The organism is Sphingomonas sp. 22R3R2A-7 (assembly GCF_036856055.1).
Lineage (GTDB): Bacteria > Pseudomonadota > Alphaproteobacteria > Sphingomonadales > Sphingomonadaceae > Sphingomonas.
This window is the reverse complement of the sequence record NZ_JASPFR010000001.1, coordinates 1,917,287-1,940,198: the sequence shown is the minus strand read 5'-3', so window position 1 is coordinate 1,940,198 and position 22,912 is coordinate 1,917,287. Positions and strand designations below refer to the sequence as shown.

General features: G+C 66.0%; 19 protein-coding genes, 1 tRNA gene, 4 pseudogenes and 1 other annotated feature. Of the genes and pseudogenes, 18 read left to right on the top strand and 6 right to left on the bottom strand.

Translation table 11 applies throughout. From position 1 onward, the window contains the following. Positions 1-128: 128 nt before the first annotated feature. The 13 genes and pseudogenes from QP165_RS09155 to QP165_RS09095 all read left to right on the top strand — a co-directional run bounded on the left by QP165_RS09155 (position 129) and on the right by QP165_RS09095 (position 11,565). Positions 129-1,142, top strand: a complete 1,014-nt coding sequence (locus QP165_RS09155) for a phage major capsid protein (protein WP_333995322.1) — start codon at positions 129-131, stop codon at positions 1,140-1,142. Between the two features lie 109 nt (positions 1,143-1,251). Next, entirely contained in the window at positions 1,252-1,599 is a 348-nt protein-coding gene (locus tag QP165_RS09150; RefSeq protein ID WP_333995321.1) for a head-tail connector protein, read from the top strand. Continuing rightward, positions 1,596-1,979 carry a tail completion protein gp17 gene (gene gp17 / locus QP165_RS09145; RefSeq protein ID WP_333995320.1) on the top strand — a complete coding sequence of 128 codons (384 nt, stop codon included), beginning with the start codon at positions 1,596-1,598 and terminating at the stop codon, positions 1,977-1,979. The genes QP165_RS09150 and gp17 overlap by 4 nt, the downstream gene beginning before the upstream one ends. A gap of 14 nt (positions 1,980-1,993) precedes the next feature. Next, positions 1,994-2,401 carry a phage tail protein gene (locus tag QP165_RS09140; protein ID WP_333995319.1) on the top strand — a complete coding sequence of 136 codons (408 nt, stop codon included), beginning with the start codon at positions 1,994-1,996 and terminating at the stop codon, positions 2,399-2,401. A gap of 249 nt (positions 2,402-2,650) precedes the next feature. Then, positions 2,651-2,965, top strand: coding sequence for a gene transfer agent family protein (locus tag QP165_RS09135; protein WP_333995318.1), 315 nt, complete (start codon positions 2,651-2,653; stop codon positions 2,963-2,965). Beyond that, entirely contained in the window at positions 2,965-3,159 is a 195-nt protein-coding gene (locus tag QP165_RS09130) for a phage tail assembly chaperone (protein WP_333995316.1), read from the top strand. The genes QP165_RS09135 and QP165_RS09130 overlap by 1 nt, the downstream gene beginning before the upstream one ends. Then, complete coding sequence (locus QP165_RS09125; protein WP_333995314.1) at positions 3,152-3,715, top strand: tail tape measure protein; 564 nt, start codon at positions 3,152-3,154, stop codon at positions 3,713-3,715. Before QP165_RS09130 ends, QP165_RS09125 begins: the two co-directional genes overlap by 8 nt. Positions 3,716-3,844: 129 nt before the next feature. Continuing rightward, positions 3,845-6,135: pseudogene (locus tag QP165_RS09120) on the top strand (DUF2460 domain-containing protein). Between the two features lie 201 nt (positions 6,136-6,336). Continuing rightward, complete coding sequence (locus QP165_RS09115; protein WP_333995312.1) at positions 6,337-7,146, top strand: DUF2163 domain-containing protein; 810 nt, start codon at positions 6,337-6,339, stop codon at positions 7,144-7,146. After that, positions 7,143-7,568 (top strand): peptidoglycan endopeptidase, encoded by a 426-nt coding sequence (locus tag QP165_RS09110; protein WP_333995310.1) that lies wholly within the window; start codon positions 7,143-7,145, stop codon positions 7,566-7,568. The genes QP165_RS09115 and QP165_RS09110 overlap by 4 nt, the downstream gene beginning before the upstream one ends. 1 nt (position 7,569) lies before the next feature. Further along, complete coding sequence (locus QP165_RS09105; protein ID WP_333995308.1) at positions 7,570-9,807, top strand: GTA baseplate fiber-binding domain-containing protein; 2,238 nt, start codon at positions 7,570-7,572, stop codon at positions 9,805-9,807. Next, positions 9,804-10,325, top strand: a complete 522-nt coding sequence (locus QP165_RS09100) for a DUF2793 domain-containing protein (RefSeq protein ID WP_333995306.1) — start codon at positions 9,804-9,806, stop codon at positions 10,323-10,325. Before QP165_RS09105 ends, QP165_RS09100 begins: the two co-directional genes overlap by 4 nt. 118 nt (positions 10,326-10,443) lie before the next feature. After that, on the top strand, positions 10,444-11,565 hold the full coding sequence (locus tag QP165_RS09095) for an OmpA family protein (RefSeq protein WP_333995304.1): 1,122 nt from the start codon (positions 10,444-10,446) through the stop codon (positions 11,563-11,565). A gap of 551 nt (positions 11,566-12,116) precedes the next feature. On the opposite strand, the gene ygfZ is transcribed toward QP165_RS09095, so the two are convergent. After that, positions 12,117-12,866 (bottom strand): CAF17-like 4Fe-4S cluster assembly/insertion protein YgfZ, encoded by a 750-nt coding sequence (ygfZ, locus tag QP165_RS09090; protein ID WP_333995302.1) that lies wholly within the window; start codon positions 12,864-12,866, stop codon positions 12,117-12,119. An 82-nt stretch (positions 12,867-12,948) separates the two neighbouring features. Between ygfZ and pyrC the strand changes: the two are divergent. Then, a pseudogene (gene pyrC / locus QP165_RS09085) lies at positions 12,949-13,982 on the top strand (dihydroorotase). 236 nt (positions 13,983-14,218) lie between these two features. On the opposite strand, the gene QP165_RS09080 reads toward pyrC, so the two are convergent. Both QP165_RS09080 and QP165_RS09075 read right to left on the bottom strand, forming a co-directional pair. Further along, a complete protein-coding gene (locus tag QP165_RS09080; RefSeq protein WP_333995301.1) occupies positions 14,219-14,569 on the bottom strand; it encodes a hypothetical protein in 351 nt (116 codons plus the stop codon). Positions 14,570-14,811: 242 nt separating this feature from the next. Beyond that, positions 14,812-15,562: pseudogene (locus QP165_RS09075) on the bottom strand (DUF1134 domain-containing protein). 158 nt (positions 15,563-15,720) lie between these two features. Here QP165_RS09075 and QP165_RS09070 point away from each other — a divergent pair. Beyond that, positions 15,721-15,813: transfer RNA gene (locus QP165_RS09070), tRNA-Ser, on the top strand. An 82-nt stretch (positions 15,814-15,895) separates the two neighbouring features. On the opposite strand, the gene QP165_RS09065 is transcribed toward QP165_RS09070, so the two are convergent. Then, complete coding sequence (locus tag QP165_RS09065) at positions 15,896-16,156, bottom strand: hypothetical protein (protein WP_333995299.1); 261 nt, start codon at positions 16,154-16,156, stop codon at positions 15,896-15,898. 86 nt (positions 16,157-16,242) lie between these two features. Between QP165_RS09065 and QP165_RS09060 the strand changes: the two genes are divergently transcribed. After that, complete coding sequence (locus QP165_RS09060) at positions 16,243-16,443, top strand: hypothetical protein (protein WP_333995297.1); 201 nt, start codon at positions 16,243-16,245, stop codon at positions 16,441-16,443. Positions 16,444-17,138: 695 nt separating this feature from the next. Here the strand turns inward: QP165_RS09060 and QP165_RS09055 are convergent. Then, entirely contained in the window at positions 17,139-18,935 is a 1,797-nt protein-coding gene (locus tag QP165_RS09055) for a calcium-binding protein (protein ID WP_333995295.1), read from the bottom strand. A 642-nt stretch (positions 18,936-19,577) separates the two neighbouring features. Next, positions 19,578-20,126 (bottom strand): annotated as a pseudogene (locus QP165_RS09050) (IS3 family transposase); the annotation flags it as partial. Continuing rightward, positions 19,849-19,965: a sequence feature (AL1L pseudoknot), on the bottom strand. Its footprint overlaps the pseudogene before it by 117 nt. A 495-nt stretch (positions 20,127-20,621) precedes the next feature. Between QP165_RS09050 and QP165_RS09045 the strand changes: the two are divergent. Both QP165_RS09045 and QP165_RS09040 read left to right on the top strand, forming a co-directional pair. Then, complete coding sequence (locus QP165_RS09045) at positions 20,622-22,181, top strand: hypothetical protein (protein WP_333995293.1); 1,560 nt, start codon at positions 20,622-20,624, stop codon at positions 22,179-22,181. Then, positions 22,174-22,812 (top strand): NUDIX hydrolase, encoded by a 639-nt coding sequence (locus QP165_RS09040; RefSeq protein ID WP_333995291.1) that lies wholly within the window; start codon positions 22,174-22,176, stop codon positions 22,810-22,812. Before QP165_RS09045 ends, QP165_RS09040 begins: the two co-directional genes overlap by 8 nt. The last annotated feature ends 100 nt before the right edge of the window (positions 22,813-22,912 follow it).

The following is a 22,912-nucleotide window of genomic DNA, read 5'->3' as shown; positions in this document are numbered from 1 at the left end:
GAGGGGGTGGGGACGGCGCTCGGGGCTCTGGGTCCTGACTTTCGTCAGGATGACGCGAGGGGTGGTGCTCGCCTTGGGCTTTGCACCCACACACGGTTTTTCGGGCGTCCTTCGGGGCGCCTTTTTTTGTGTCTTGGCAGGGAGATGGACATGAGCGTGATGGATCGGCCGATGCTCGAGGGGCTGCGCCTTCGGGTGCGTTTGCGGGGTTCGTGCGGAGCGGTGCGACGATCGAGATGAAGGCGTTTACCGGGGTCTCGGGCGATGCGGGCGGCTATGCGGTGCCGCGCGAGGTGGATGCGCAGATCGATGCGGTGCTGAAAGGCATCTCGCCGATCCGGAGCATCGCCAATGTCGTGAAGGTGGGCTCGGCGGGGTATCGCAAGCTCGTCACGACGGGGGGCACGCCGTCGGGCTGGGCGGCGGAGAATGCGGCGCGGCCCGAGACGGCGACGCCGGTGTTCGTCGAGATCGTGCCGCCGACGGGCGAGCTCTATGCCAATCCGGCGGCGAGCCAGGCGATGCTCGACGATGCGGCGTTCGACGTCGAGGCGTGGCTGGCGGGCGAGATCGCGATGGAATTCGCCAAGGCGGAAGGCGCGGCGTTCGTCGGCGGATCGGGCAGCGGGCGGCCCAAGGGGTTCCTGACTCAGCCAACCGCGGCGACCGCGGACGGGGTGCGGGCGTTCGGGACGCTGCAATATCTGGCGAGCGGGACCGCGGGGGATTTCTCGGCGAGCCCGCAGGAGCGGCTGATCGACCTCGTCCAGGCGCTGCGCGCGCCGTATCGGCAGGGCGCGAGCTTCGTGATGAATGCGGCGACGCTGGCGCGGATCAGGAAGTTCAAGACGAGCGACGGGGCGTTCGTGTGGGCGCCTTCGCTGGCCGCGGGGCAGCCGGCGACGTTGCTCGGCTATCCGGTGATCGAGGCGGAGGACATGCCGGACATCGCGGCGAATGCGCTGGGAATCGCGTTCGGGAATTTCAAAGCTGGGTATCTGATCGCCGAGCGCGCGGAGACGGTGATCCTGCGCGATCCCTACTCGAACAAGCCGTTCGTCAATTTCTACGCGACCAAGCGGGTCGGCGGGTGCGTGACGAATTCGGAGGCGATCAAGCTGATGAAGTTCTCGGTGAGCTGAGTGGGTGTGAGGGGGTGGGGTTTTTAGCCTCGCTTGCCCTCACCCTCCCACGCTGTGCGTGGGCCCCTCCCTCTCCCCCGGGGGGAGAGGGGTTTTTTGGAGATCTTTTATGGGTGAGCAGGGGGTGCCGGTGGCCGTGGTGGCGGACGCGGTGGTGGCCGTGCGGGCGGTGTTGCGGCTGGAGGGGAGTGCGGAGGACGCGTTGCTCGGGCGGGTCTGTGCGACGGCGATCCTGCTCTGCGAGGCGTTTGTCGGCGAGGCGATCGTCGCGCGGGTGGCGGGGGACGGCGCGGCGGAGCACTGGGACGCGGTGCCGGCGCCGGTCGCGCAGGGCGTGGCGATGCTCGCCGCGCATCTGTTCGATCATCGCGAGTCGGATGCGCTGCCGCCGGCGGCGGTGGCGGCGTTGTGGCGGCCCTATCGGCGGATGCGGTTGAGTCCCGAGGTGGCGGCGTGAGTGCGGGGGCGGTGTTGCAGGCGGGGGTGGTCGCGCGGTTGGCGGACGTGCTCGACTGCGCGGTGTTCGATGCGCCGCCGGTGCGCGCGGCAATCCCTCATGCGGTGGTCGAGGATCCGGTGCTGGGCGACTGGAGCAGCGTGACGTGGCGCGGGCGCGAGGGGCGTCTGGTGGTGACCTTGCACGACGGCGGCGAGCGGCCGGTGCGGCTGCGCGCGGCGCTGGGCGCGGCGGAGGCGGCGGTCGAGGGGCTCGATCCGCTGCTGTCCGACGGGTGGCGGCTGGTGCGCGCGCAGCTGGTGCGGTCGCGCGTGCTGCGCGTCGGCGAGCGGTGGCGCGGGACGAGCGAATTTCTGGTGCGGATGTACCGCGAGGACTGAACGGGGAGACGGACATGGCGGTGGAGAAGGGGAGCGCGTTCCTGCTGAAGGTCGGGAACGGCGCGGCGCCGGTCGTCTATGCGACGGTCGCGGGGCTGCGGACGACGCAGATGTCGGTGAACGGCGAGGCGATCGTGGTGACGACGAAGGATTCGGGCGGCTGGCGGCAATTGCTGTCGGGGGCGGGGGTGCGGAGCGTCTCGGTGTCGGGGGCGGGGGTGTTCACGGGCTCGGCGGCGGAGCTCAGGATCAAGGCGAGCGCGCTGACGGGGGTGCTCGACGATTACCGGCTGGCGTTCGAGGGGGGTGATACGATGACGGGCAAGTTCCTCGTGTCGCGGCTGGATTATGCCGGGGATTTCAATGGGGAGCGATCCTACACGCTGAGTCTCGAGAGTTCGGGGGCGGTGGTGGCGGGGTGAGGGTTGCGGGTCGGGGGATCCATTGATCTTCGGCCACCTTCGGTCCTGTCATCCTGACCCATTTCCGTCATCCTGACGAAAGTCAGGATCCAGGGCCACGGGCGTCGTCCTCTGCGGCTCTGGATCCTGACTTTCGTCAGGATGACGGGGGGCGGGGGCGGTGTTCTTGGCCTCACTTGCCCTCACCCTCCCACGCTTTGCGTGGGCCCCTCCCTCTCCCCTGGGGGAGAGGGGTTTTGGAGATATTTTATGAGCGAAGTGGCGAATTCTTTGCGGGGGGAGGGGGCGCTTCGGGTCTCCGGGGAGACGCTCGTGGTGCGGCCGAGTTTTGCGGCGCTGGTGGCGGCGGAGGACGAGCTGGGGCCGTTGTTCGCGCTCGTCGAGCGTGCGGCGGCGGGGAAGCTCGGGATCGGCGAGATGGTCGCGCTGTTCTGGCATTGCCTGCGTGACGCCCCTGAGGGGCTGACGCGCGAGCGGCTGGGGGAGGCGGTGGTCGAGGCGGGGCTGGCCGCCGCGACGCCGGTGCTGCGCGGGTTGCTGCGGCAGATCCTGGCGGGGCGGTGATGACGCGCTTTGCGGCGAGCGCCGCGCGGCTGGCGGGGTTTGCGGGCGCGGTGCTGGGCTGGGCGCCGGACGTGTTCTGGCGCGCGACGCCCGCGGAACTGGGGGCGGTGGTCGCCGCGATGATGGGAGACACGCCGACGCCGCCCGATGCGGCGGCGATCGCGCGGTTGCAGGAGGCTTTTCCCGATGGATGACGATCTGGAGCCCGCGCTGGTGCGGGTGCGCGTGGATAACGCGGCGTTCGCGCGCGATGTCGCGGCGATGCGCGGCGAGCTGGACGGCGTGCTGGGCGCGGGGGCGGAGCGCGCGGCGGTGCGGCTCGAGGCCGCGTTGCTGCGCGCGACGCGGACCGGGGCGCTCGGGTTCGAGGAGCTGAAGGGGGTGGCGGTGTCGGCGCTCGATGCGATTGCGGGGGCGGCGGTGAAGACCGGGGTGGAGTCGGTGCTTGGCGGGGGCGGTCTGGCGGGGGCGCTGGCCGGACTGCTCGGCGGGCTGCCGGGGCGCGCGACCGGGGGGCCGGTGTCGCCGGGGCGTGCCTATGTCGTCGGCGAGCGCGGGCCGGAGATGTTCGTGCCGGCGAGCAGCGGGCGGATCGAGGCTGGTGCCGGTGCCGGTGCCGGTGCTGGTGCGGTGCGCGAGGTGCGGGTGGCGATTACCGTCAATGCGGCCGCGGGGGCGGCGCCGGGGGTGCTGGCGCAGTCGGGGCGGCAGGTGGCGCGGGCGGTTCGGGCGGCTTTGGCGGTGGAGTGAAGGGGGGAGTCTCACTTGCCCTCACCCTCCCACGCGCAAGGGCGCGCGGGCCCCTCCCTCTCCCCCGGGGGGAGAGGGGTTTTTGGGCTCGCTTGCCCTTGTCGTTCTTCTTGGAATCTGGAGATCATCATGGGGCATTGGCTGTGTTCGGGGCGGACGGGGCAGGTCGGGGGCGTGGTGTCGCGGTTCGATCCGCGGTTCTGGACGGTGGATTTTCCGCGGCCGATGATGGCGTCGGTGGTGACCACGGGGCCGGATGCGCTGCGGGTCGATGCGGTGTTCTACAAGCAGGACGATCTCGCCGGGCTGATCTGGGAGGCGGAGGATCGGTTCGATCATCCGTTACTGGCCTATGAGACCGCGCGCGACTTTCGCGACTGTCGGCTGCGGTTTCGGTGGCGGTCGGGGGTGTCGTCGCGCTCGACGCGATCCATGGCCCGACGCTGACGATCGAGGGGCGCGACGCCGCGGGGCGAGCGCGCGCCTGGTATGTGCGGGTGTGGAATTATGCGGTCGGGACGCCCGAGGACGCGGTGGTGACGCTCGATTTCGCGGCGCTGGTCGGCGGGTTCGACCTGCCCGCGGACAGCGATCCCGTCTGGGCGGGGGATATCGACCGGATGTTCGTGTCGCTGGTGCCGCCGGGCTATGGCGCGGGGAGCGGGCCGCTGGCGGCGATGCACGAGGGCTGGGTCGAGTGGAGCGCGATCGCGTGCGACGGGCCGGGCGCGGTGCTGGCGATCGGCGAGGCGGTGGTGCCCGAACACGCGCTTCGGATCGCGAGCGGCTATGACGACAGCTATAACCTGACGCCCGCGCGGTTGCTGCGCAACGCGCTGCACCTGGGGTACCGCGGGAGCATCGTCCATTATGTCGGGATGAGCCATTATTTCCGGCTCGAGGGAGCGGGTGGCGGGTTTTACGTGTCGCTGGCGGGGGGCGTGCTCAACGCGGCGTGCGCGGCGTGGCACCGGGACTTTGCGCGGCGGGCGAAGGCGCTTGGCTATGACGTGATCTGGTCGCTGAGCTACGAGCTGTTCGATGCGCATTGCTGGAACGACTGGAAACAGCGCGCGGCGGATGGCGCGCCGGCGCTGACGGGGTGGGCGCCGCCCTCGACGCTGTTGTCGCCGGCGCATGGCGGGGCGATGGCGTATCTGCAGGCGGTGGCGCGCGCGTTCGTGGCGATCGGCGTCGCGGCGGGGCTGCGCGCGCGGTTTCAGGTCGGCGAGCCGTGGTGGTGGGTGATGCCCGACGGGCGGCCGTGCCTCTATGATGCGAGCGCGGTCGCGGCGTTCGCGCCGGTGGCGATGGCGAGCATCCGGGGGGCGAAGAGCGCTGCGCAGATCGCGACGCTGGACGCGGCGGGGGCGTGCCTGGCGGCGTCGACCGCGGCGCTGGTGGCGGCGGCGCGGCAGGAGGCGGGGGCGGGCGGGTGCGTGGCGCATCTGCTCACCTATCTGCCGACGGTGCTCGATGCCGCGGCGCCCGAGGCGAAGCGGGCGAACATGCCGCTGGGCTGGGCGTGGCCGGCGTTCGATGTGCTGCAGCTCGAGGAGTATGACTGGGTGACCGCGGGGGACAGTGCGTCTTCGGCCGACGCGGTGGCGCTGGTCGGTGCGCGGCTGGGCTATCCGGTCGAACGGCAGCATTATCTGTCGGGGTTCGTGCTGACGCCCGGGCGCGGCGCGGCGCAGGTCGCCGAATGGGGGCGGATCGCGGCGGCGGCGCGCGTGGCGCGGGCGCGCGGCGTGGCGGAGATTTTCGTCTGGGCGCTGCCGCAGGTGATGCGCGACGGGTTCGTGCAGTTCGAGACCGATGGGGAGGATGATGTGGACGCGTTCGACGACGTGCTGTTCCCGCTCGAGCTGGGGCGCGAGGCGGAGGTGGCGCCGGGATTCTCCACCGCGATCCTGACGAGTGCGGGGGGTGCGGAGACTCGCAACGCGGCCTGGGCGGAGGCGCGGACGAGCTATGACGTGGGACCGGGGTTGCGGAGCGAGGCGGATATCGCGGCGCTGCTCGCGTTCTTTCGCGCGCGGATGGGGCCGGCGCGCGGGTTCCGGTTGCGCGATCCGTTCGATGCGGACGCGGTCGGGCAGCGGATCGGTGTCGGCGACGGGGTGCAGCGGCGGTTTGCGCTGGTCAAATATTATGGCGCGGCGTCGCGGCGGATCACGCGGCCGGTGGCGGGCAGCGTGTCGGTCGCGGTCGGCGGGGTCGCGACTGCGGGCTTTTCGGTCGAGGCCGGGGGGTGGGTGGTGCTCGATGTCGCGCCCGCGGTCGGGGTGGTGGTGACGGCCGGGTTCGCGTTCGACGTGCCGGTGCGGTTTGCCGAGGACCGGCTGAGCGTGGCGCGCGCGACGTTTCTGGCGGGGGTCGCTGGGTCGGTACCTTTGGTCGAGGTGCGCGAGGGATAGTCGGTTTCTTGCGGTCGGCGTGCGGGATCCAAAGCTTCCTCGCCGTCATCCTGACGAAAGTCAGGATCCAGAGCCAAGAGCGTTGTCCTGTGCGGCTCTGGATCCTGACTTTCGTCAGGATGACGGGGTGGGGGTGCGCGGGGGTGGGGGTGCGCGGGTGTGGGGATGGCGGTGTCTGGGTCCTCCTTTCGGAGATATCACATGGTTCTCGATGGTGAGCTGGCGACGATCGCGGTGTGCTGGCGGGTGGAGCGGCGCGACGGGGTGGCGGTGGGGTTGACCGCGCATGACCGCGACCTGGTGGTGGACGGGCTGGTCCACCACGCGGCGCCGGGGATGACGCCGTCGGCGATCCAGCGGGGGAGCGCGCTCGAGGCGGACACGATGGACGTTGCGGGTGCGCTCAGCGCGGCGGCGATCGGCGCGCGCGATCTGCTCGCGGGGCGGTGGGACGGTGCGCGGGTGACGGTGTTCGCGGTCGACTGGACCGATCCGGGCGGCGCGGGACTCGCGCTGGGCGGGGGAGAGATCGGCGCGGTCGAGCTGACGGAAAGCGGCTTCACCGCCGAACTGCGCGGGGCGGGTGCCGCGCTCGACCGCGCGGTGGTCGAGGAGACGTCGCCCGAATGTCGCGCCGAGCTGGGCGATGCGCGGTGCCGCGTGGCGATGGCGGCGCGGCGGCGGTTCGCCAGGGTGGTCGCGGTCGCGGGACGCGGCGTGACGCTCGACACCGCGGAGCCGGTCGCGGGGGGCTGGGGCGGCGGGGTGCTGCGCTGGTTCGGCGGCGCGAACGGCGGTCTCGAGAGCGCGGTCGTCGCGTCGGCGGGCGCCAGCGTGACGCTGCAGCGCGCGCCCGCGTTCGCGGTCGCGGCGGGGACGCTCGTCGAGCTGGTCGAGGGGTGCGACAAGAGCCTTGCGACGTGCGCGACCCGATTTGCGAACGCGGTGAATTTTCGCGGCGAGCCGTATCTGCCGGGGATCGACCTGCTGACGCGGTATCCCGGCGCATGAGCGCGGAGACGGGCGCCGCCGTCGAGCGCGCCGCGCTCGCCGCGGTCGGGAGCCGGTTCCGGTTGCACGGCCGCGCGGCGGCGACGGGGCTCGACTGTGTCGGGCTGGTCGCGCTGGCGCTGCGTGCGGGCGGGTGCGTCGTCACGGTGCCGACGGGCTATGCGCTGCGGGGCGGCGATCCGGTCGCGGTGGCGGCGTGGCTCGATCGGGTGCTGGCGCGGCGGGCGGGTGGGGATGCGGGCGCGGCGGGCGACGTGCTGATGCTGCGGACGGGGCCGGCGCAGCTTCACTTCGCGGTGCGCAGCGCGCGCGGGATCATCCACGCGGATGCGGTGCTGAAACGCGTGGTCGAGCGGCCGGGACCGGTCGCGGAGCCGGTGCTGGGATGCTGGCGTCCGGCCGTGCAATCGGGGGAGGCATGACATGGCGACACTGGTGTTGACCGCGGTCGGGAGCGCGGTGGGCGGGCCGATCGGCGGTGCGATCGGCGCGCTGATCGGGCGGTCGGTCGACGGGCTGGTGCTGCGACCGGGACGGCGCGAGGGGCCGCGGCTGACCGAACTGGCGGTGCAGACCTCGTCCTATGGCAGCCAGATCCCCGCGCTGTTCGGGACGATGCGCGTCGCGGGGACGGTGATCTGGGCGACCGACCTGATCGAGACGCGGTCGCGCAGCGGCGGCGGCAAGGGGCAGCCGAGCGTGTCGACGTACAGCTATGCCGCGTCGTTCGCGGTGCTGCTGTCGGCGCGGCGCGTGCTGCGCGTCGGGCGGATCTGGGCGGAGGGCAAGCTGCTGCGCGGTGCGGGCGGCGACTTCAAGACCGCGACCGGGTTCCGGCTGCATCCGGGCGGCGAGACGCAGGCGGTCGACCCGCTGATCGCGGCGGCGGAGGGCGCAGGGGTTTCGCCCGCCTATCGCGGCTGCGCCTATGTGGTGTTCGAGCAGATGGCGCTGGCGGCGTACGGCAACCGGATCCCGTCGCTGACCTTCGAGGTGATCGCCGACGCGGGCTCGGTGGGGGTGGCGACGATCGCGCGGGCGGTCGCGGCGGAGGTCACGGAGGGAACGGGGGAGCAGGCGGGCGAGGCGGCGATGACGCTCGACGGGTTCGCGGTGGCGGGCGGCAGCGTCGGCGCGGTGCTTGCGACGCTGGCGCAGGCGGCGGGCGGCTGGTTCGCGCCGGGACCCCGTGGAAGCGCGCTGACGCTGTGCGATCCCGCGAGCGCGGCGGGCGACCTGCCGGTGATCGTCGATGCCGGCGTGAGGGCGGATGGGCAGGGTACGGATATGAAGGTGCGCGCGGTCGCGGCGAGCGACAGCGTGCCGCGGACGATGACGATCGGCTATTACGACGCCGCGCGCGACTATCAAACGGGGTTGCAGCGCGTGCGGCGGGCTGGTGCGGGGCCGGGCGGACGCGACGAGCGGATCGCGCTGGCCGCGGTGCTGTCGGCGGGGGCGGCCAAGACGATCGCGGCGGCGGTGCTGGCGCGTGCCGAGGCGGAGCGCGTGCGGCGGACGGTGCGGCTGGGGCCGGGCGGGCTGGCGCGGACGCCGGGGTCGGTGGTGCGGATCGCGGATGCGGCGGGCGTCCCCGAGCCGGGGATCTGGCGGATCGTCGAGACGATGGTCGAGGCGATGGTCACGACGCTGGTGCTGACGCCGGTCGAGATCGCGCCGGTCGCGGTCGCGGTCGCGGGCAGCAGCGGGCGCGTCGCGGCGGCGGTCGATGCGGTGATCGGCGCGAGCCGGCTGGCGGCGTTCGAGACGCCCGGGCTCAAGGATGCACCGCTCGCGGCGCCGCGGCTGACGGTGGCGGCGGGCGGCAGCGGTGCGGGGTGGCGGCAGGCGGCTTTGCTCTATTCGATCGACGACGGCGCGAGCTGGGTCACAGCGGGAGCGACCGCGGCGCCCGCGACGATGGGGCGGATCGCGGTGGTCGCGGCGGCGCGCGGGGCGCTGCTGTGCGACGCCGCGGGGGTGTTCGAGGTGGTGCTCGCGCGGCCCGACATGCTGCTCGCGGATGCGGACGATGCGGGGCTCGACGCGGGGCGCAACCTCGCGCTGGTGGGGGACGAGCTGATCCAGTTCGGGCGTGCGGACCCGGTCGGCGCGGGGCGGTGGCGGCTGACGCGGCTGTGGCGCGGGCGCCGCGGGACCGAGGCGGCGATCGGCACGCAGGCGCCGGGCGACGCGTTCGTGCTGATCGAGGCGGATGCGATGCGGACGATCGACCTGCCCGTCGCGGCGATCGGTCAGACGGTGCGCGTGCTCGCGTCGGGGGTCGGCGATACCGAGCCGGTCGAGGCACGCTGCGTGCTGGGCGGGCGGTCGGTGCTGCCGCCGTCGCCCGTCGGGCTCCGCGTCGCGCTTGCCGGCAATGGCGACGCCGCGGTCCGCTGGATCCGGCGCAGTCGTGCGGGGTGGCGGTGGATCGATGGCGGCGACGTGCCGCTGGGCGAGGACGCCGAGGTCCATGTCGTGCGGATCGTGTCCGCGACGGGCGCGGTGCGGACGGTCGAGACGAGCGTATCCAGCGTGACCGTCACCGCGGCAGAGCGCGGGGCCGGGCCGGTCGCGGTCGAGGTGCGGCAGCGCGGGCTCTTCGGATTGTCCGCACCAGCGCGGATCATGGTGGCAGCAGCGGGAGGGGCGACATGACGATCGACACGGAGATGACGGGGGATCGCAGCGCGCGGCTGGGGCTGCCGCTGCTGCAACCCGGACAGGCGCAGAAGGAGATGGTGCACAACGAGGCGCTGACGCTGCTCGACATCGTACTCAACGCGAGCGTCGTCGCGGCTGGGGTGAGCGTGCCGCCCGTCGATCCGGCGCCGGGGGCGTGCTGGATCGTCGGTGCGGCGCCGGGCGGGGACTGGACCGGGCAGGCGCAGGCGATCGCGGGCTGGACCGCGGGCGGCTGGCGGTTCGCGGTGCCGCACGCCGGGATGACCGCGTGGTGCGAGGATCGGGCGATGCTGCTGCGCTTCGACGGCACCGCCTGGGCAGGGGCGGACATCGCGGGTGCGCGAGTCGTGATCGGCGGCGTTCCCGTGGTGCAGGCCCGCGGCGCGGCGATCGCGGACGTCGTCGGCGGCAGTGTCGTCGACGACGCCGCGAGGGTCACGATCGGCGCCATCTTGGCCGCGTTGCGGAACCATGGGCTGATTGCCGCGTAAACACCCCGGAAACTGTGTCGTTCCAGCAACACCCCCGGTTTTTGTTCGCTTGCGTGGAAACAAGGCGGAGGATAGGGAGTTTGCGATGTCCGTGTGACACTCATGAAAGGGGATTTATATGCGGAAGCTTGCCGTCGTTCTGGCACTCGCCTCCACCGCACTCGCCACTCCTGCCCTCGCCCGCGACAAGTCGTGGTACGTTGGCATCGAAGGCGGTGCGATGATCGTTGAAGACATCGATTATGACATCGGTGCACTCAACAACGCCGCTTCGGTCGACCATGACTATGGTTATGACGTCGATGCAGTCATGGGCTACGATTTCGGTGGCTTCCGCCTCGAAACCGAAGTCGGCTACCGCAAGGCAACCGTGGACGGCTTCTCGTCGACCACGACCACGCCGGCGTTCAACGGTGCAGGCGCACTCGTGAACGCACCGTCGGGTAACTACGATTACGCTGGCGGTTCGTCGTCGGCGCTCAGCTTCATGCTGAACGGCCTGCTGGACTTCGGTCCGGACGATGGCATCCAGGGTTTTGTCGGCGGTGGTGTCGGTGTTGCTCGCGTCAAGGCGAACTACGCTCTCAACAACCGTGGCGACTTCCTGAACGACTCGGACACCGTGTTCGCCTATCAGGGCCTCGCCGGTATCCGTGCACCGCTGACCGACCATGTCGACGCGACGCTGAAGTATCGCTTCTTCAACGCCGAGAACGTCAAGCTGGTCGACGTGTCGAACCGCGTGTTCGACGGTCGTTACCGTTCGCACAGCATCCTGGGCGGCCTGACCTACAACTTCGGCGCGCCTGCAGAGCCAGTCGCACCGCCGCCGCCGCCGGCACCAGAGCCCATGGCTCCGCCGCCGCCGCCAGCACCGGTCGAAGTCGTTTGCTCGCCAGGTCCGTTCATCGTGTTCTTCGAGTGGGACAAGTCGGACATCACGCCTGAGGCTGCGTCGATCCTGGACAACGCCGTCACGCAGTACCAGTCGTGCGGCAACGCACAGGTCATGCTGGCAGGCCACGCCGATAAGTCGGGTTCGGCATCGTACAACGTCGGTCTCTCGCAGCGTCGTGCAGACGGCGTCCGCGCCTATCTGTCGTCGCATGCGATCCCGGATGGCGTGATCTCGACCGAAGCGTTCGGTGAGAGCCGTCCGCGCGTCGACACCGCCGATGGCGTGCGCGAAGTGCAGAACCGTCGCGTGGAAGTCACCTACGGTCCGGGTTCGGGCCAGTAAGACTTCTGCCTTCCGATCCTTTCGGGTCGGATGCGGAACTAGGATTGGGGAGGTCGGCGAGAGCCGGCCTCCCTTTTCTTTTGTCTGGTGGTCTTGGCGGGGAAGAAGTTTGGTTCGCGCGGAGGCGCGGAGGCGCGGAGCCTTTTGGGGTAAGCGGCGTGGGCAATGCGGCGGTGTGGTGCTGCGCTACGCGCGAGAGTTGCTGTCGTTAGCATGTCGCGATCTGAAGCCGGGCATCACGTCCCCTTCCCGTCATCCTGACGAAAGTCAGGACCCAGAGTCCAGCAGCGACGGCGTTCGTAACCCTGGATCCTGACTTTCGTCAGGATGACGGGGTTGGGGTCGGGGCTGGGGTCGTTCGCCTAGGCTGCGAGGCGCGCTTTAGCAGACAGCGCCGTTACCTGCGCGGGGCGGACGTCAGGATCTGGAACCCGGCAGCGATAACCTCCCCTCCCGTCATCCTGACGAAAGTCAGGATCCAGAGCCAAGCAGCGACGGCGTTCGTGACCCTGGGTCCTGACTTTCGTCAGGATGCCGGGCGTGGGGGCGCTTCAGCCGGTGGAGTCGGCCTCGAGCGAAGGCGCAAGCCAGTCCGGAACGCGCGCGTCGCCCAGCGCGTCGGTGCGGCGGTGGTCGACCATCAGCGCGAGGTCGGGATAGGTGACGCGCGTGCGGCTGCTCGGTTCGGTGAAGGGGGCGACGACGAGGCGGCGGTTGACCTTCGAGCGGTGGTGCATCCGCGCGGTGTTCTCCTGGCCGACATAGCAGCCCTTGGTGAAGCTGACGCCGTTCAGCTCGCGCGCGTTGCATTCGAGCCAGAGCGTCTCGCCATTGCCGAGCTCGGCGACGCCTTCGGTCACGCCGAGTGACAGGCGGTGTGCGTGCCAGGCGGGCGACGCATCGCCTGCCGCCGCGTCCGCGGGCGCGAGCCAGCGGTGGCCGAGCGCGGGAAGCCGCGGGTCGGGGCTGCCCTCAGTCCCCGTCGGCGACCAGTGGACGCGGAGCGGATCGGGGGCGATCGTGATCGCGCGGCGCAGGCGGTAGAGCGTCAACCGCTTCGCCAGCGCATCAGCCTGCGACGCCTCGGCATCGACCAGCACGTCGGCACCATCCGCCCAGAGGATGAAGTCGAACAGCACCTTGCCCTGCGGCGACAGCAATGCGGCCCAGGCGGGCGCGCCGGGCGCGAGCAGTGCGGTGTCGGCGGTTACCAGCCCCTGCAGGAAGCCGCGGACGTCGTCGCCCGCGATGCGCAGCACCGCGCGGTCGGCGAGAAGGGTTGCGCTGTCGGTCTGGGTCATCTCCTTCACCTAGTGCGCGCCGGGCGATTTCCAAGGCGCGCAACCGTCTGGCGTCGCCTGCCGCGCGTCGGTAGGAGGGCGCATGACCGACAGCATCACGATCCGCCGCCCCGACGACTGGCATCTCCATCTGCGCGACGGCGCGATGCTGGACGCGGTCGCGCCGCACAGTGCGCGGCAGTTCGCGCGCGCGATCATCATGCCCAACCTTACCCCGCCGGTGACGACGATCGCCGCCGCGCGCGCCTATCGCGAGCGGATCCTCGCCGCGGTCGGCGGTGCCGATTTCACGCCGCTGATGACCTGCTATCTGACCGACGGCACCGATCCCGCCGAGATCGAGCGCGGCCATGCCGAGGGCGTGTTCACCGCGTGCAAGCTCTACCCCGCGCATGCGACGACCAATTCGGCGCACGGCGTCACCGATATCCGCGCGCTGACGGGCGTGCTCGAGACGCTGCAGCGGATCGGCATGCCGCTGCTGATCCACGGCGAGGTGACCGACAAGGCGATCGACATCTTCGACCGCGAGGCGGTGTTCGTCGAGCGTATCCTGACGCCGCTGACGTGCGACTATCCGGCGCTGAAGATCGTGCTCGAGCACATCACCACCGCGGAGGCCGCGGCGTTCGTGACCGAGGCGGACCATCCGATCGCCGCGACGATCACGCCGCAGCATCTGCTGATCAACCGCAACGCGTTGTTCGACGGGGGCTTCGGCCGCACGCCTATTGCCTGCCCGTGCTCAAGCGCGAGACCCACCGGCTCGCGGTGCGCAAGGCCGCGGTGTCGGGCAGCCCGCGCTTCTTCCTCGGCACCGACAGCGCGCCGCATGTCGTGGGCGCGAAGGAATCGGGCTGCGGCTGTGCGGGGATCTTCAACGCGCCGTTCGCGCTCGAGGCGTATCTCGGCGTGTTCGACGCGGAGGGCGCGATCGACCGGTTCGAGGGGTTCGCGTCCGAACATGGCGCGCGCTTCTATGGGTTGCCGCTGAACGAGGGCACGGTGACGCTGGTGCGCGAGAGCGTGATCGTGCCCGAGCGGGTCGGGGAGGGGGATACGGCGGTCGTGCCGTTCCTCGCGGGGACCGATGCGGGGTGGCGTTTCGCGGGCTAAGGCGCGCCGTCCGTTTCCCTTCTCCCGTCATCCTGACGAAAGTCAGGATCCAGGGTTACATGCGTTGTCCTGCCCGGCTCTGGATCCTGACTTTCGTCAGGATGACGGTGGGGGTCGTGGGTGGGGGTTCGAGCCTCAATTGCCCTCACCCTCCCACGCTCTGCGTGGGCCCCTCCCTCTCCCCCACGGGGAGAGGTGTTTTGTGTCCCCTGTCTTCATCATCCTGACGGTGGGGGTTAGTTCGCCGGATCCTCCTGCGCGAGCCGCTCCAGCCACAGCCGTGCCTCCTTCTGCTCGCCGGGCGCACTCGCGCTGACCGGGCCGCGCGCGGCGAAGAAGTCGCGGTGGAGCGCGAACGGGTCGAGCATCAGCCGGTCGCGCATCGCGTCGATCTCGGTGCCCATTTCACGCAGCGCGTCGATCGTCGGGGCGATCGCGGTGCGGACGCGGCGGTCGCTGCTGCGGTCGAACAGCCCGAGCGAACCGCCCGCGGTCTTTTCGAGCGCGGCGATCAGCGTCGCGCGGTAGTCGGTTTCGAGATCCTCACGCTGGGCGTCGAGACGGGCGAGGCGGTCGGGTTTTGCCATGGCGGGGGTGGTAGGGGATTGTGGGGGTGGGCGCTACCGGGCGCTGGTGCAGGAGGTGCTCGGAGGCCCGCCGTACACGCTGTTCTCCCGCGGAGGCGGGAGCCCAGGGTTGTGGGGGGTGAGGGGTGTTTGGCGGGGGCGGCGCCGCGTCGCGGGCAAAGCCCGCGTCGTCGGACGGCGCTACGCGCCGCCGGCCGGGCTTGGTGGAGTCAGCCGGGCGTGGCCGGCTGCCCACCTGCGCCTTAAAACGGCAGCCAGCGGCTTTTGTGGGTGATGTTCATGTATCCGACATTCACGCCTGCGCGCCAGCCGACGCCGAGCCGGATCGGGATCAGCACGACGTTGCCGCGCCGCAGATAGGTCGCGGCGAGATCCGCCGACGAGGTAGAGCCGGCCCTCGACCGCGGGGAAGCGCTTGTAGAGCTCCTCGGTATCGTAGAGGTTGTAGACGAGCACGAAGACCTTGTTCGCGTCGCCGCCGACGTCGAACCCGACCGACGGCCCGGTCCAGTAGACCGGCTTCTCGCCCTCGACCTTGTGGTTCATCAGCCCCGAGCCATAGCGCACGCCGAGGATGAACGCGCCCGACGCCTCGCGCCCCGCGATATAGGCGTTGGGCTGGCCCTGGTCCTTGAGGATCTTCTCGAGGATGCCGCCGAGCCCCGCTGCGCCCTTGCCGAACACGCCTTCGCCCGCCGCGAGCAGGTCGTCGCGTTCATAGGTGTCGGCGGCGCTCATCGTCGCCTCCGCGCGCGTCTGGGCACCGGTCGCGGGTGCGACCTGCGACGGGGTGGGCGATTCGACGGGTTCGACCGGGGCGGGCTGCTCGGGATAGCGCGGCGACGGCTGCGCGCGCGTGTCCGCCTGCGCGCGTTGTTGCGGGGCGAGATCGCCGTCGATCGCCTGATTGGGGTCGATCGTGCGAACCTGCGCGGGCGCGCTGCTCGCGATCGACGCGGCGAGGGCGCCGAGCCCGAGCCAGAAACTGCGCATGATGATCTTCCCCGATACGTGAATGCCCAGCTAACCAATCCGGGCCTGACCCCGCAATGAATGAAACGGCGGAAAGAGTCGATTTCACGCTCGAACACCGTGCAACACCAGTTGCCCCCCGCGCAGACCCCCGCTATAGCCCCGCACCTGCTGCAGCCGGAGACGTGGGTGAGTGGCTGAAACCAGCGGTTTGCTAAACCGCCGTACCGGGTTTACTGGTACCGAGGGTTCGAATCCCTCCGTCTCCGCCAATTTCATCGTGCAAGCCGTTGAGTTAACGGCATTTTGATGAAATTCGGCAAATCATTCCTATGCTTTTTCCTGCACGGTGGCCTAGCTTGATCGTCGTGCTTTTTCGAAAACGACTATCCGTCGATCAAGCTCGGCCCCTGCCTCCGCGATAGTTGCATTGCTTGCGTCGAGGTCGAGAAAGCAGTTCACAGAAATGAGAGGATCGAGCCGTGATATCGAGGCGCCAGACTCCGCCTCCCACATTCGCAGTTCGCCGTTGAGGAGCATGTTGCGAAAGAAGCCGCGCATCAAACCGGTATCGCGCTGTCTCAACTGACCCATCTTTATGACCGAACAGGCCATGTTCAAGATCAAACATCACGCGCTCCCGCCAGAAATCAAGTGTAGAGCGAAGCGCTATGAGGCCCGTCCGCGCTACGGTATTCCAGGTGCAGCAGTCCGTCGATTCCTTTGGCCTGCGCTGGTGCGCATGTTTTCAAGCGCTGGATATGTCGGCCGATCCCGTGCCTGAAAGTAGACCATCGGAACATCGGAACATCGATGGCGTCTTATCAGGCATTTTTTCGCCGGACATGATCCGCTCAACCATTACCTTGCCGATCGCCCGCTTCCAGCAACGCAATTCGTGAAGGTGCCCTCGATGCTCTTTAGTAGGGTTGTCGATACCAAAACTATTTGCGATCACACGAACAGCAAACTCGCGTATGAGTGGCAGTTCTTGGGCCGATCCTCGAGCATCGCTTGGGCAGCTGGCCAAGAGTTTTTCAGATTTCACAACTGCGCAGTACCATTTCTACAGCATGCGCGACAACGGCATCTTCGGCGTAATCTGCTCCGCGCCGTTAGCGTGGGTGCTAATTTCGGAGGGTTGCACGCTAGCACCGATCGCAGATGGCTATGATAGCCAGTTGATCAAGACCACCGAGGCGGGTGGGCCTCGCGGATACGACGCGGGCAAGAATACGACGGGGCAAGCGGCACACATGAACAGACACGATCGGCATTATTACTGGGCAATTGCTTCAAGCAGCAGTCGCGCTCATTGATCGGCTGACGATCAAAATCATTAGCGTTTCGACCTAGCAGGCTTCGTCATTCTCCCCAGCGCTGGGTCGTCGGACGCACTTTGCCTTGCCCCAACCGATGCCGGCGTCTCGCCATGGACTGAAGCACCCCCATAGCCTCGTCCAAGATCTGAAAGGTCGTCTCATTCATCAGGCGAATGACGCGCCGCATTGCTAAATTCGAATTATAAGTTCGGCTTAAGGGCTATTAAGCCCCAAGCCACGCCGGGCTTCGGCCGGTCGCAGGCTGTGAGCGAACGTCACACGAACAGGAAGTCAGACGAACTTAGTAGGTGCGCGGCGATGCCAAACGTCAGGGTGTTGTTAGGGTCGGCCTGAATTACGGTATAGTCGTTGGCGCTATAAATACTGTTCATTACATCGTCAAAGTCGGTAAATATATCGACCGAAATTTGTATCTTATCCTCGCCTTGATTAAAGTCCGATATCTCATCGTGCCCCCATGACGATCCGAGAACGAAAAGGTCGGCGCCTGCGCCGCCGGTAAATTTGTTGCTTTGTGACGATCCGTAAATCACGTCGGCAAACGCTGATCCTGTCGCATTCTCTATTCCCTGAAGCCGATCGGTATAAAGCCCGTCCCAAGTGCGCTGGCTGTCCAAGTTGATGGCTACACCGCGGTCGGACGAACCGTAGTTGACAGTATCATTGCCAGCGCCGCCAAACAGGTCGTCAGAACCGCCTGCTCCCCCGTCCAAGACGTTATCGCCTTCGTTGCCCCAAATTTGATCGTCAAACCGAGAGCCGATGGCGTTCTTGATACCCTCCAGCCTGTCGCTGGCGACGCCGTCCCAAGTACTCTGGGCCTGAAGGTCCACGATTACGCCCTGTCCAGACGAGGTGTAGCTGGCAGTATCGTTACCGCCGCGGCCAAACAGGTCGTCAGAACCGCCTGCTCCCCCGTCCAGAACGTTATCGCCTTCGTTGCCCCAAATTTGATCGTCAAACCGAGAGCCAATGGCGTTCTCGATACCCTCCAGCCTGTCGCTGGCAACGCCATCCCAAGTACTCTGGGCCTGAAGGTCCACGATTACGCCCTGTCCAGACGAGGCGTAGCTGGCAGTATCGTTACCGCCGCGGCCGAACAGGTCGTCAGAACCGCCTGCTCCCCCGTCCAAGACGTTATCGCCTTCGTTGCCCCAAATTTGATCGTCAAACCGAGAGCCAATGGCGTTCTCGATACTATCCAGCCTGTCGCTGGCAACGCCGTCCCAAGTACTCTGGGCCTGAAGGTCCACGATTACGCCCTGTCCAGACGAGGCGTAGCTGGTAGTATCGTTGCCGCCGCGGCCGAACAGGTCGTCAGAACCGCCTGCTCCGCCGTCCAGAACGTTATTGCCGTTGTTGCCCCAAAGTTGATCGTCAAACCGAGAGCCAATGGCATTCTCGATACTATCCAGCCTGTCGCTGGCAACGCCGTCCCAAGTACTCTGGGCCTGAAGGTCTACGATTACGCCCTGTCCAGACGAGGCATGACTGACGGTATCATTTCCATTACCGCCGAACAACTCGTCAGCACCACCGACGCCTCCGTCCAAGGAGTCATTACCATCGCCAGCGTACACTGAATCATCGCCGCTACCTGCATCGATGTAATCGTTGCCCGATCCGGCATCAATTTCGTCGTCCCCGCCGTTTGCGACTACAATATCGTTACCGGCGAACGTATGAAGTCGGTCTCCAGAGTCGGAGCCTATAACAAGATCTGCACGATTGAGGATGTATTGATTGAAAGCTTGCCAGTCACCTTGCTCAAACCAGGTAAGCAGGTTTTCCAACGGTACTGAAATATCGGATATCGTGAAGGTCAGCTCGCCTTCACGACGTTCGACAATGCGGTCTACGGTACCTGTGGTGACCCCAGTCTCATCGTCCCAGAAGAACCCAGTTCCGTAAATCTCATCGACGAAGCCATAATCAAAATTTAGGATGATTTCGCTCGGGCTTCGCACAACAATTGAAGGGACCAAGGCGCTAGAAATTGCCGTTTCCAGCAAATCTAAAGCTTTCGATAGTTGCGCAACAATAACGGCCATTAGTACCTCAACGCTTTAGCGAGTACGATTCCTACATATCTCAGCCATATTACACCGAAGTTCGAATAAAATATTAATGAACCAGAAATTCGCATATTGCCCGATGCCAATGCACAATGGATAATCCGCTACGAAACGCCGGAAGCGGACCCGGATGAGAACCGGGTTCAAACTGGCAATGCGCAGCGGCAATCGCAGTCGCCGCGATTTTACTACTCGCGGGCGTAAACGACAGCGTCGAATGCTACGGCGACCCGACGCCAGTTCTCAGGGTTGCCGGCGTCAGGCAAAGGATTGGTAGACCTCGATCGCATCGTCCGAATTCTGGATCATGCCTTCATCCATCAGGCGAATGAGGCGACGTATTGCCTAATTCCAACCATGAGTTGGGCTCTTAGATTATGCGGTTGCGAATGGAATGCCTGGCTTAAAGTCTGCTGATGAGAAGGGACGATGAACTGCGCCGGGTCTGCCCGAGGCCTTTCGGTGTAAGTCATGCCGCCATGCCGATGATGTCTGTGGCGGCATAATGTTGGTCTTCGGCTTCGGCAGGCGGGATGTTGCCGACGGATTCGAGCACGATGCTTGAACTAGTCAATCCATTCGAGCGTGGCATATTCGACAGCTTCGAAGCTGCGCCATGTTGACGTGATCGCGCGGGCACGGCGCAGCTTTGTCGCTGATGGTCGTGCGCATCGGCTTGCCCCCGATTACCCCTGCGAAGCCCATTTCGCACATCAGCCGTTCCACGGTACGGCGCGCGACTGCAAAGCACGCCCGCATCATCTGTACCCAAGGCCTTGCGCACGCCATACGTCGCAAAGTTGTCTGCGAACACGCGGGCGATCTTGGGCTTGAGGGCCAAATTCTGCCGCGCCCCGGCGACAGGCGTGACGCGCTCGTGGTAAGTGGATGGGGCGATCGGCTAGACGCGGCAGGCCGGCTCAACTCCATAGGCACCGCGGTAATCGTCGATAAACGCGATCATCGCCGGAACGGCCGGTCGAGCACCGTCCGGGCACAATATGCTGACGCCTTGCGTAAAATCTCGTTGGCCTGCCACAGCTCGCGAACCGCGCGTTTCAGCGCCTTCACTTTGTCGGCAACCTCAGCGGGGACGCCGGCGCGTCTGCCGCTATCGATCTCGGCCTTTTTCGCCCACTCATGCAGTGTCTGCGGAACGCAGCCCATCTTCTAGGCGATCGACACCATAGCCGCCCACCTGGACGGATGATCCCGCTCGTGGTCGAAAACCATTCGTACAGCGCGCTCGCACACCTCGGGCGCAAACTTGTTCGTCGTCTTGCTCGTCATGGCTCCACCTTCTCCGGAGTTGGAGCCTCCGACAAGCCTGGGGCGGTTCAACTGCTCAGTCGTGGAAGCGGGTAACAACGCAACGGTTTGTCGGGGTCCTGCACCCTGGCTTTCTGGCACTTTCGTTGCATTTGGGTTGACGAAGCCATCCCTTACCAATGGGTGGTCGGCAGCGGGTCACTGCTGCGCAATAAGCCCCAACTGATCCTTCGATCTTAAAATGACAGTAGTCGCCTGATGGCATGCCCCAAACCGATCCCGGCTCCAACGGAGGGCTGCCAGTGCTGTGCAAAGCAATTAAGGGATTGTTGCTTGGTACCTCCACTGGCACGCTTACGTCGTGTCGATTGTCCCCATTGCGGAGTTGCCCATTTGACGTTCACTCGCATCGAAACGGCTGATCTGCGCGGGACGGGGGCGGCGGCACCGCTTTGTCTGGACGATCAGTGGTTCCCGACGTCTGATCTCTACTCAAAGGGGCTACTCCGACGGTCAGCAACCAGCGAGCTCGCCGCCACTGAGTTCAAACGCGCCATACTCTCTAGTTCGCGACTGGTTGTGAACCGCTCATACCTCGCCAATTCGGACGCACTTTCCCTCCTCTGGGGTCGAGGTGCCGACCGGGCAGGTCTGAAGCAGCTTCTTCACAGCGGCGACATCATCGCATTTCTACATGACGATGCTTCCCCTCGAATGGAGCTAGCGCAAAAGCAAGGGACCGTGCCTATCGAGCAAATGAAGCACTGGTCCGGTGTTTTAGAAGATACGCATGTAACATGTGCTCGCCTCTCCTGGGAATCTGACGCCGCGAACCTAGACGCAATTCGCGTCAGAATTACAGATCGGTTTACCAGGCGGCTGACCATGTTCGGCATCACGGGTGCGAATGTTCTGGCTTCACTCGTACCGAAATCCAACGATGTCGGCGAGAGCGCGCGTTATCTTCGAGAGGTATTTTGTCCTACGTTGGACGATATTGCAAGCAAAGGCGTAGTTCGAAGATCCGACATCTACAAAAGACTGATTATCGTGAATGGGTCTGACCTTTCGAACACGATGATTGATACGTACAAGCCGTTTGCGCGTGAAATTAAGCAAATAGTTGATTTAATATATAATACCACTTTATCTGATGCAACGAGTATAGAGCCTATCACGCCGACTGATTCACCAAGTAGATCTGTATTATCAGAGAGTGGAGACATTGCGGCAATCGTTAGCGTAGAGGAGGCCGCAGCGCTGTTAGTGCGGGTGCATGAGGCATTAAAAACACAAACAATTCTTGATCGATACATTGGTTTGTTTGATGTGCTCACCGTTCAAGATATTCGGGCCATCCGGCTCACAGCCGAGTGGAGCCAGCACATTAGCACAGCCGCTCAACTAGCGCAGAACCCGACCTCCTCGGGAAGGGTGCTCGTCGACGAGATGCAGGAGCGTGTTGCGGCCTTTAATCGCGATGCTGAAGCGTTGGGCAAGGTTATTGTTACCAATTTCCTTAATGGCTGGTCGGGATCATCCCGCCCCCTAGCGAAAGTGTACCAGCGCGGCATGAAGGTGCTAATTGGGCAGGCCACGAAACTTGCTGTCAGCGGCGCCGGCGCACTTGCGTTCGCAGCAGGCATTGATACCGCGATCGTGGCAGGTAGTGCGCTTGCTGGGCTCGTCGCCGATGAAGCCTTGGATGAACTGAAGGAAAAGGCGCTTGGCAAGGGGCGCCAGCAAATCGATGTGGCGATCGGTCATGCAATGCCTCTGGTCATGAATCGACTGCCGCGACTTGAACTTGCCGATCCCTCGGCGACAGGCGCCGAGGTAGCTCTTTTCATCGAGCAGCATTACCGACGGAGTGCTAAAGAAATACTCAGCGATAGTGCCGATACGGCAGCAAAAGGGCATTGCTCAAGTATAGATATGCCAGCTTATGATTGAGTCTTCGTTTGCCAAATACCTTGCGCTGATGCAGCAGCATCCGGAATTATTCATTTCTACGGACAAGGCTGGTTTTGCAATACTATATCCAGTTCCTGAAATATCAGGAGTGGTGTACGAGGATGCATTCGTCTGCGTAGTTCGGGACTATGTTCGTACTCCAGGAGGTGATGAGACGGGATATATCCGAATATTATCGAAGCCGATAGCCGGTACCGGGGCGGCTATACTTCCAATTGTCAACGGCAGAGTGTTGCTTTTACGTCAGTATAGACATGCTATTCCTGGCCCGCAACTTGAAATCCCTAGGGGATTTGCCGAGATAAACGAGGCACCGCGAAACGTGGCGATAAGAGAGCTTGCCGAAGAGACAGGGCTGAGGTGCTCGGAACTGATCTCGCTAGGCGAGTACACGCCAGACAGTGGGATACTTGCATCAAAAGTTGAGTTGTTCTGTGCCGACATGCCGAGTCCTCAAGCAGTGGTCACCGAACCCGGCGTCGGGCATATCTTCGTCACATTCGCGGAGTTGGAGGCGCTTATCAGAGACGGAACAGTGGAAGACGGATTTACAATTGCCGCAGCGTCCCGAGCAAGACTGCGCGGGCATTTACGAAGCTTTGGCAATTGATGTATTTGCAGTTCTAACCACTACATATGACGCCCAAACGTCGATTAGCCCACGCCGTTTCTCGAAGCAATCCGGGCGGCGGTACGCGGCCTCGACATTG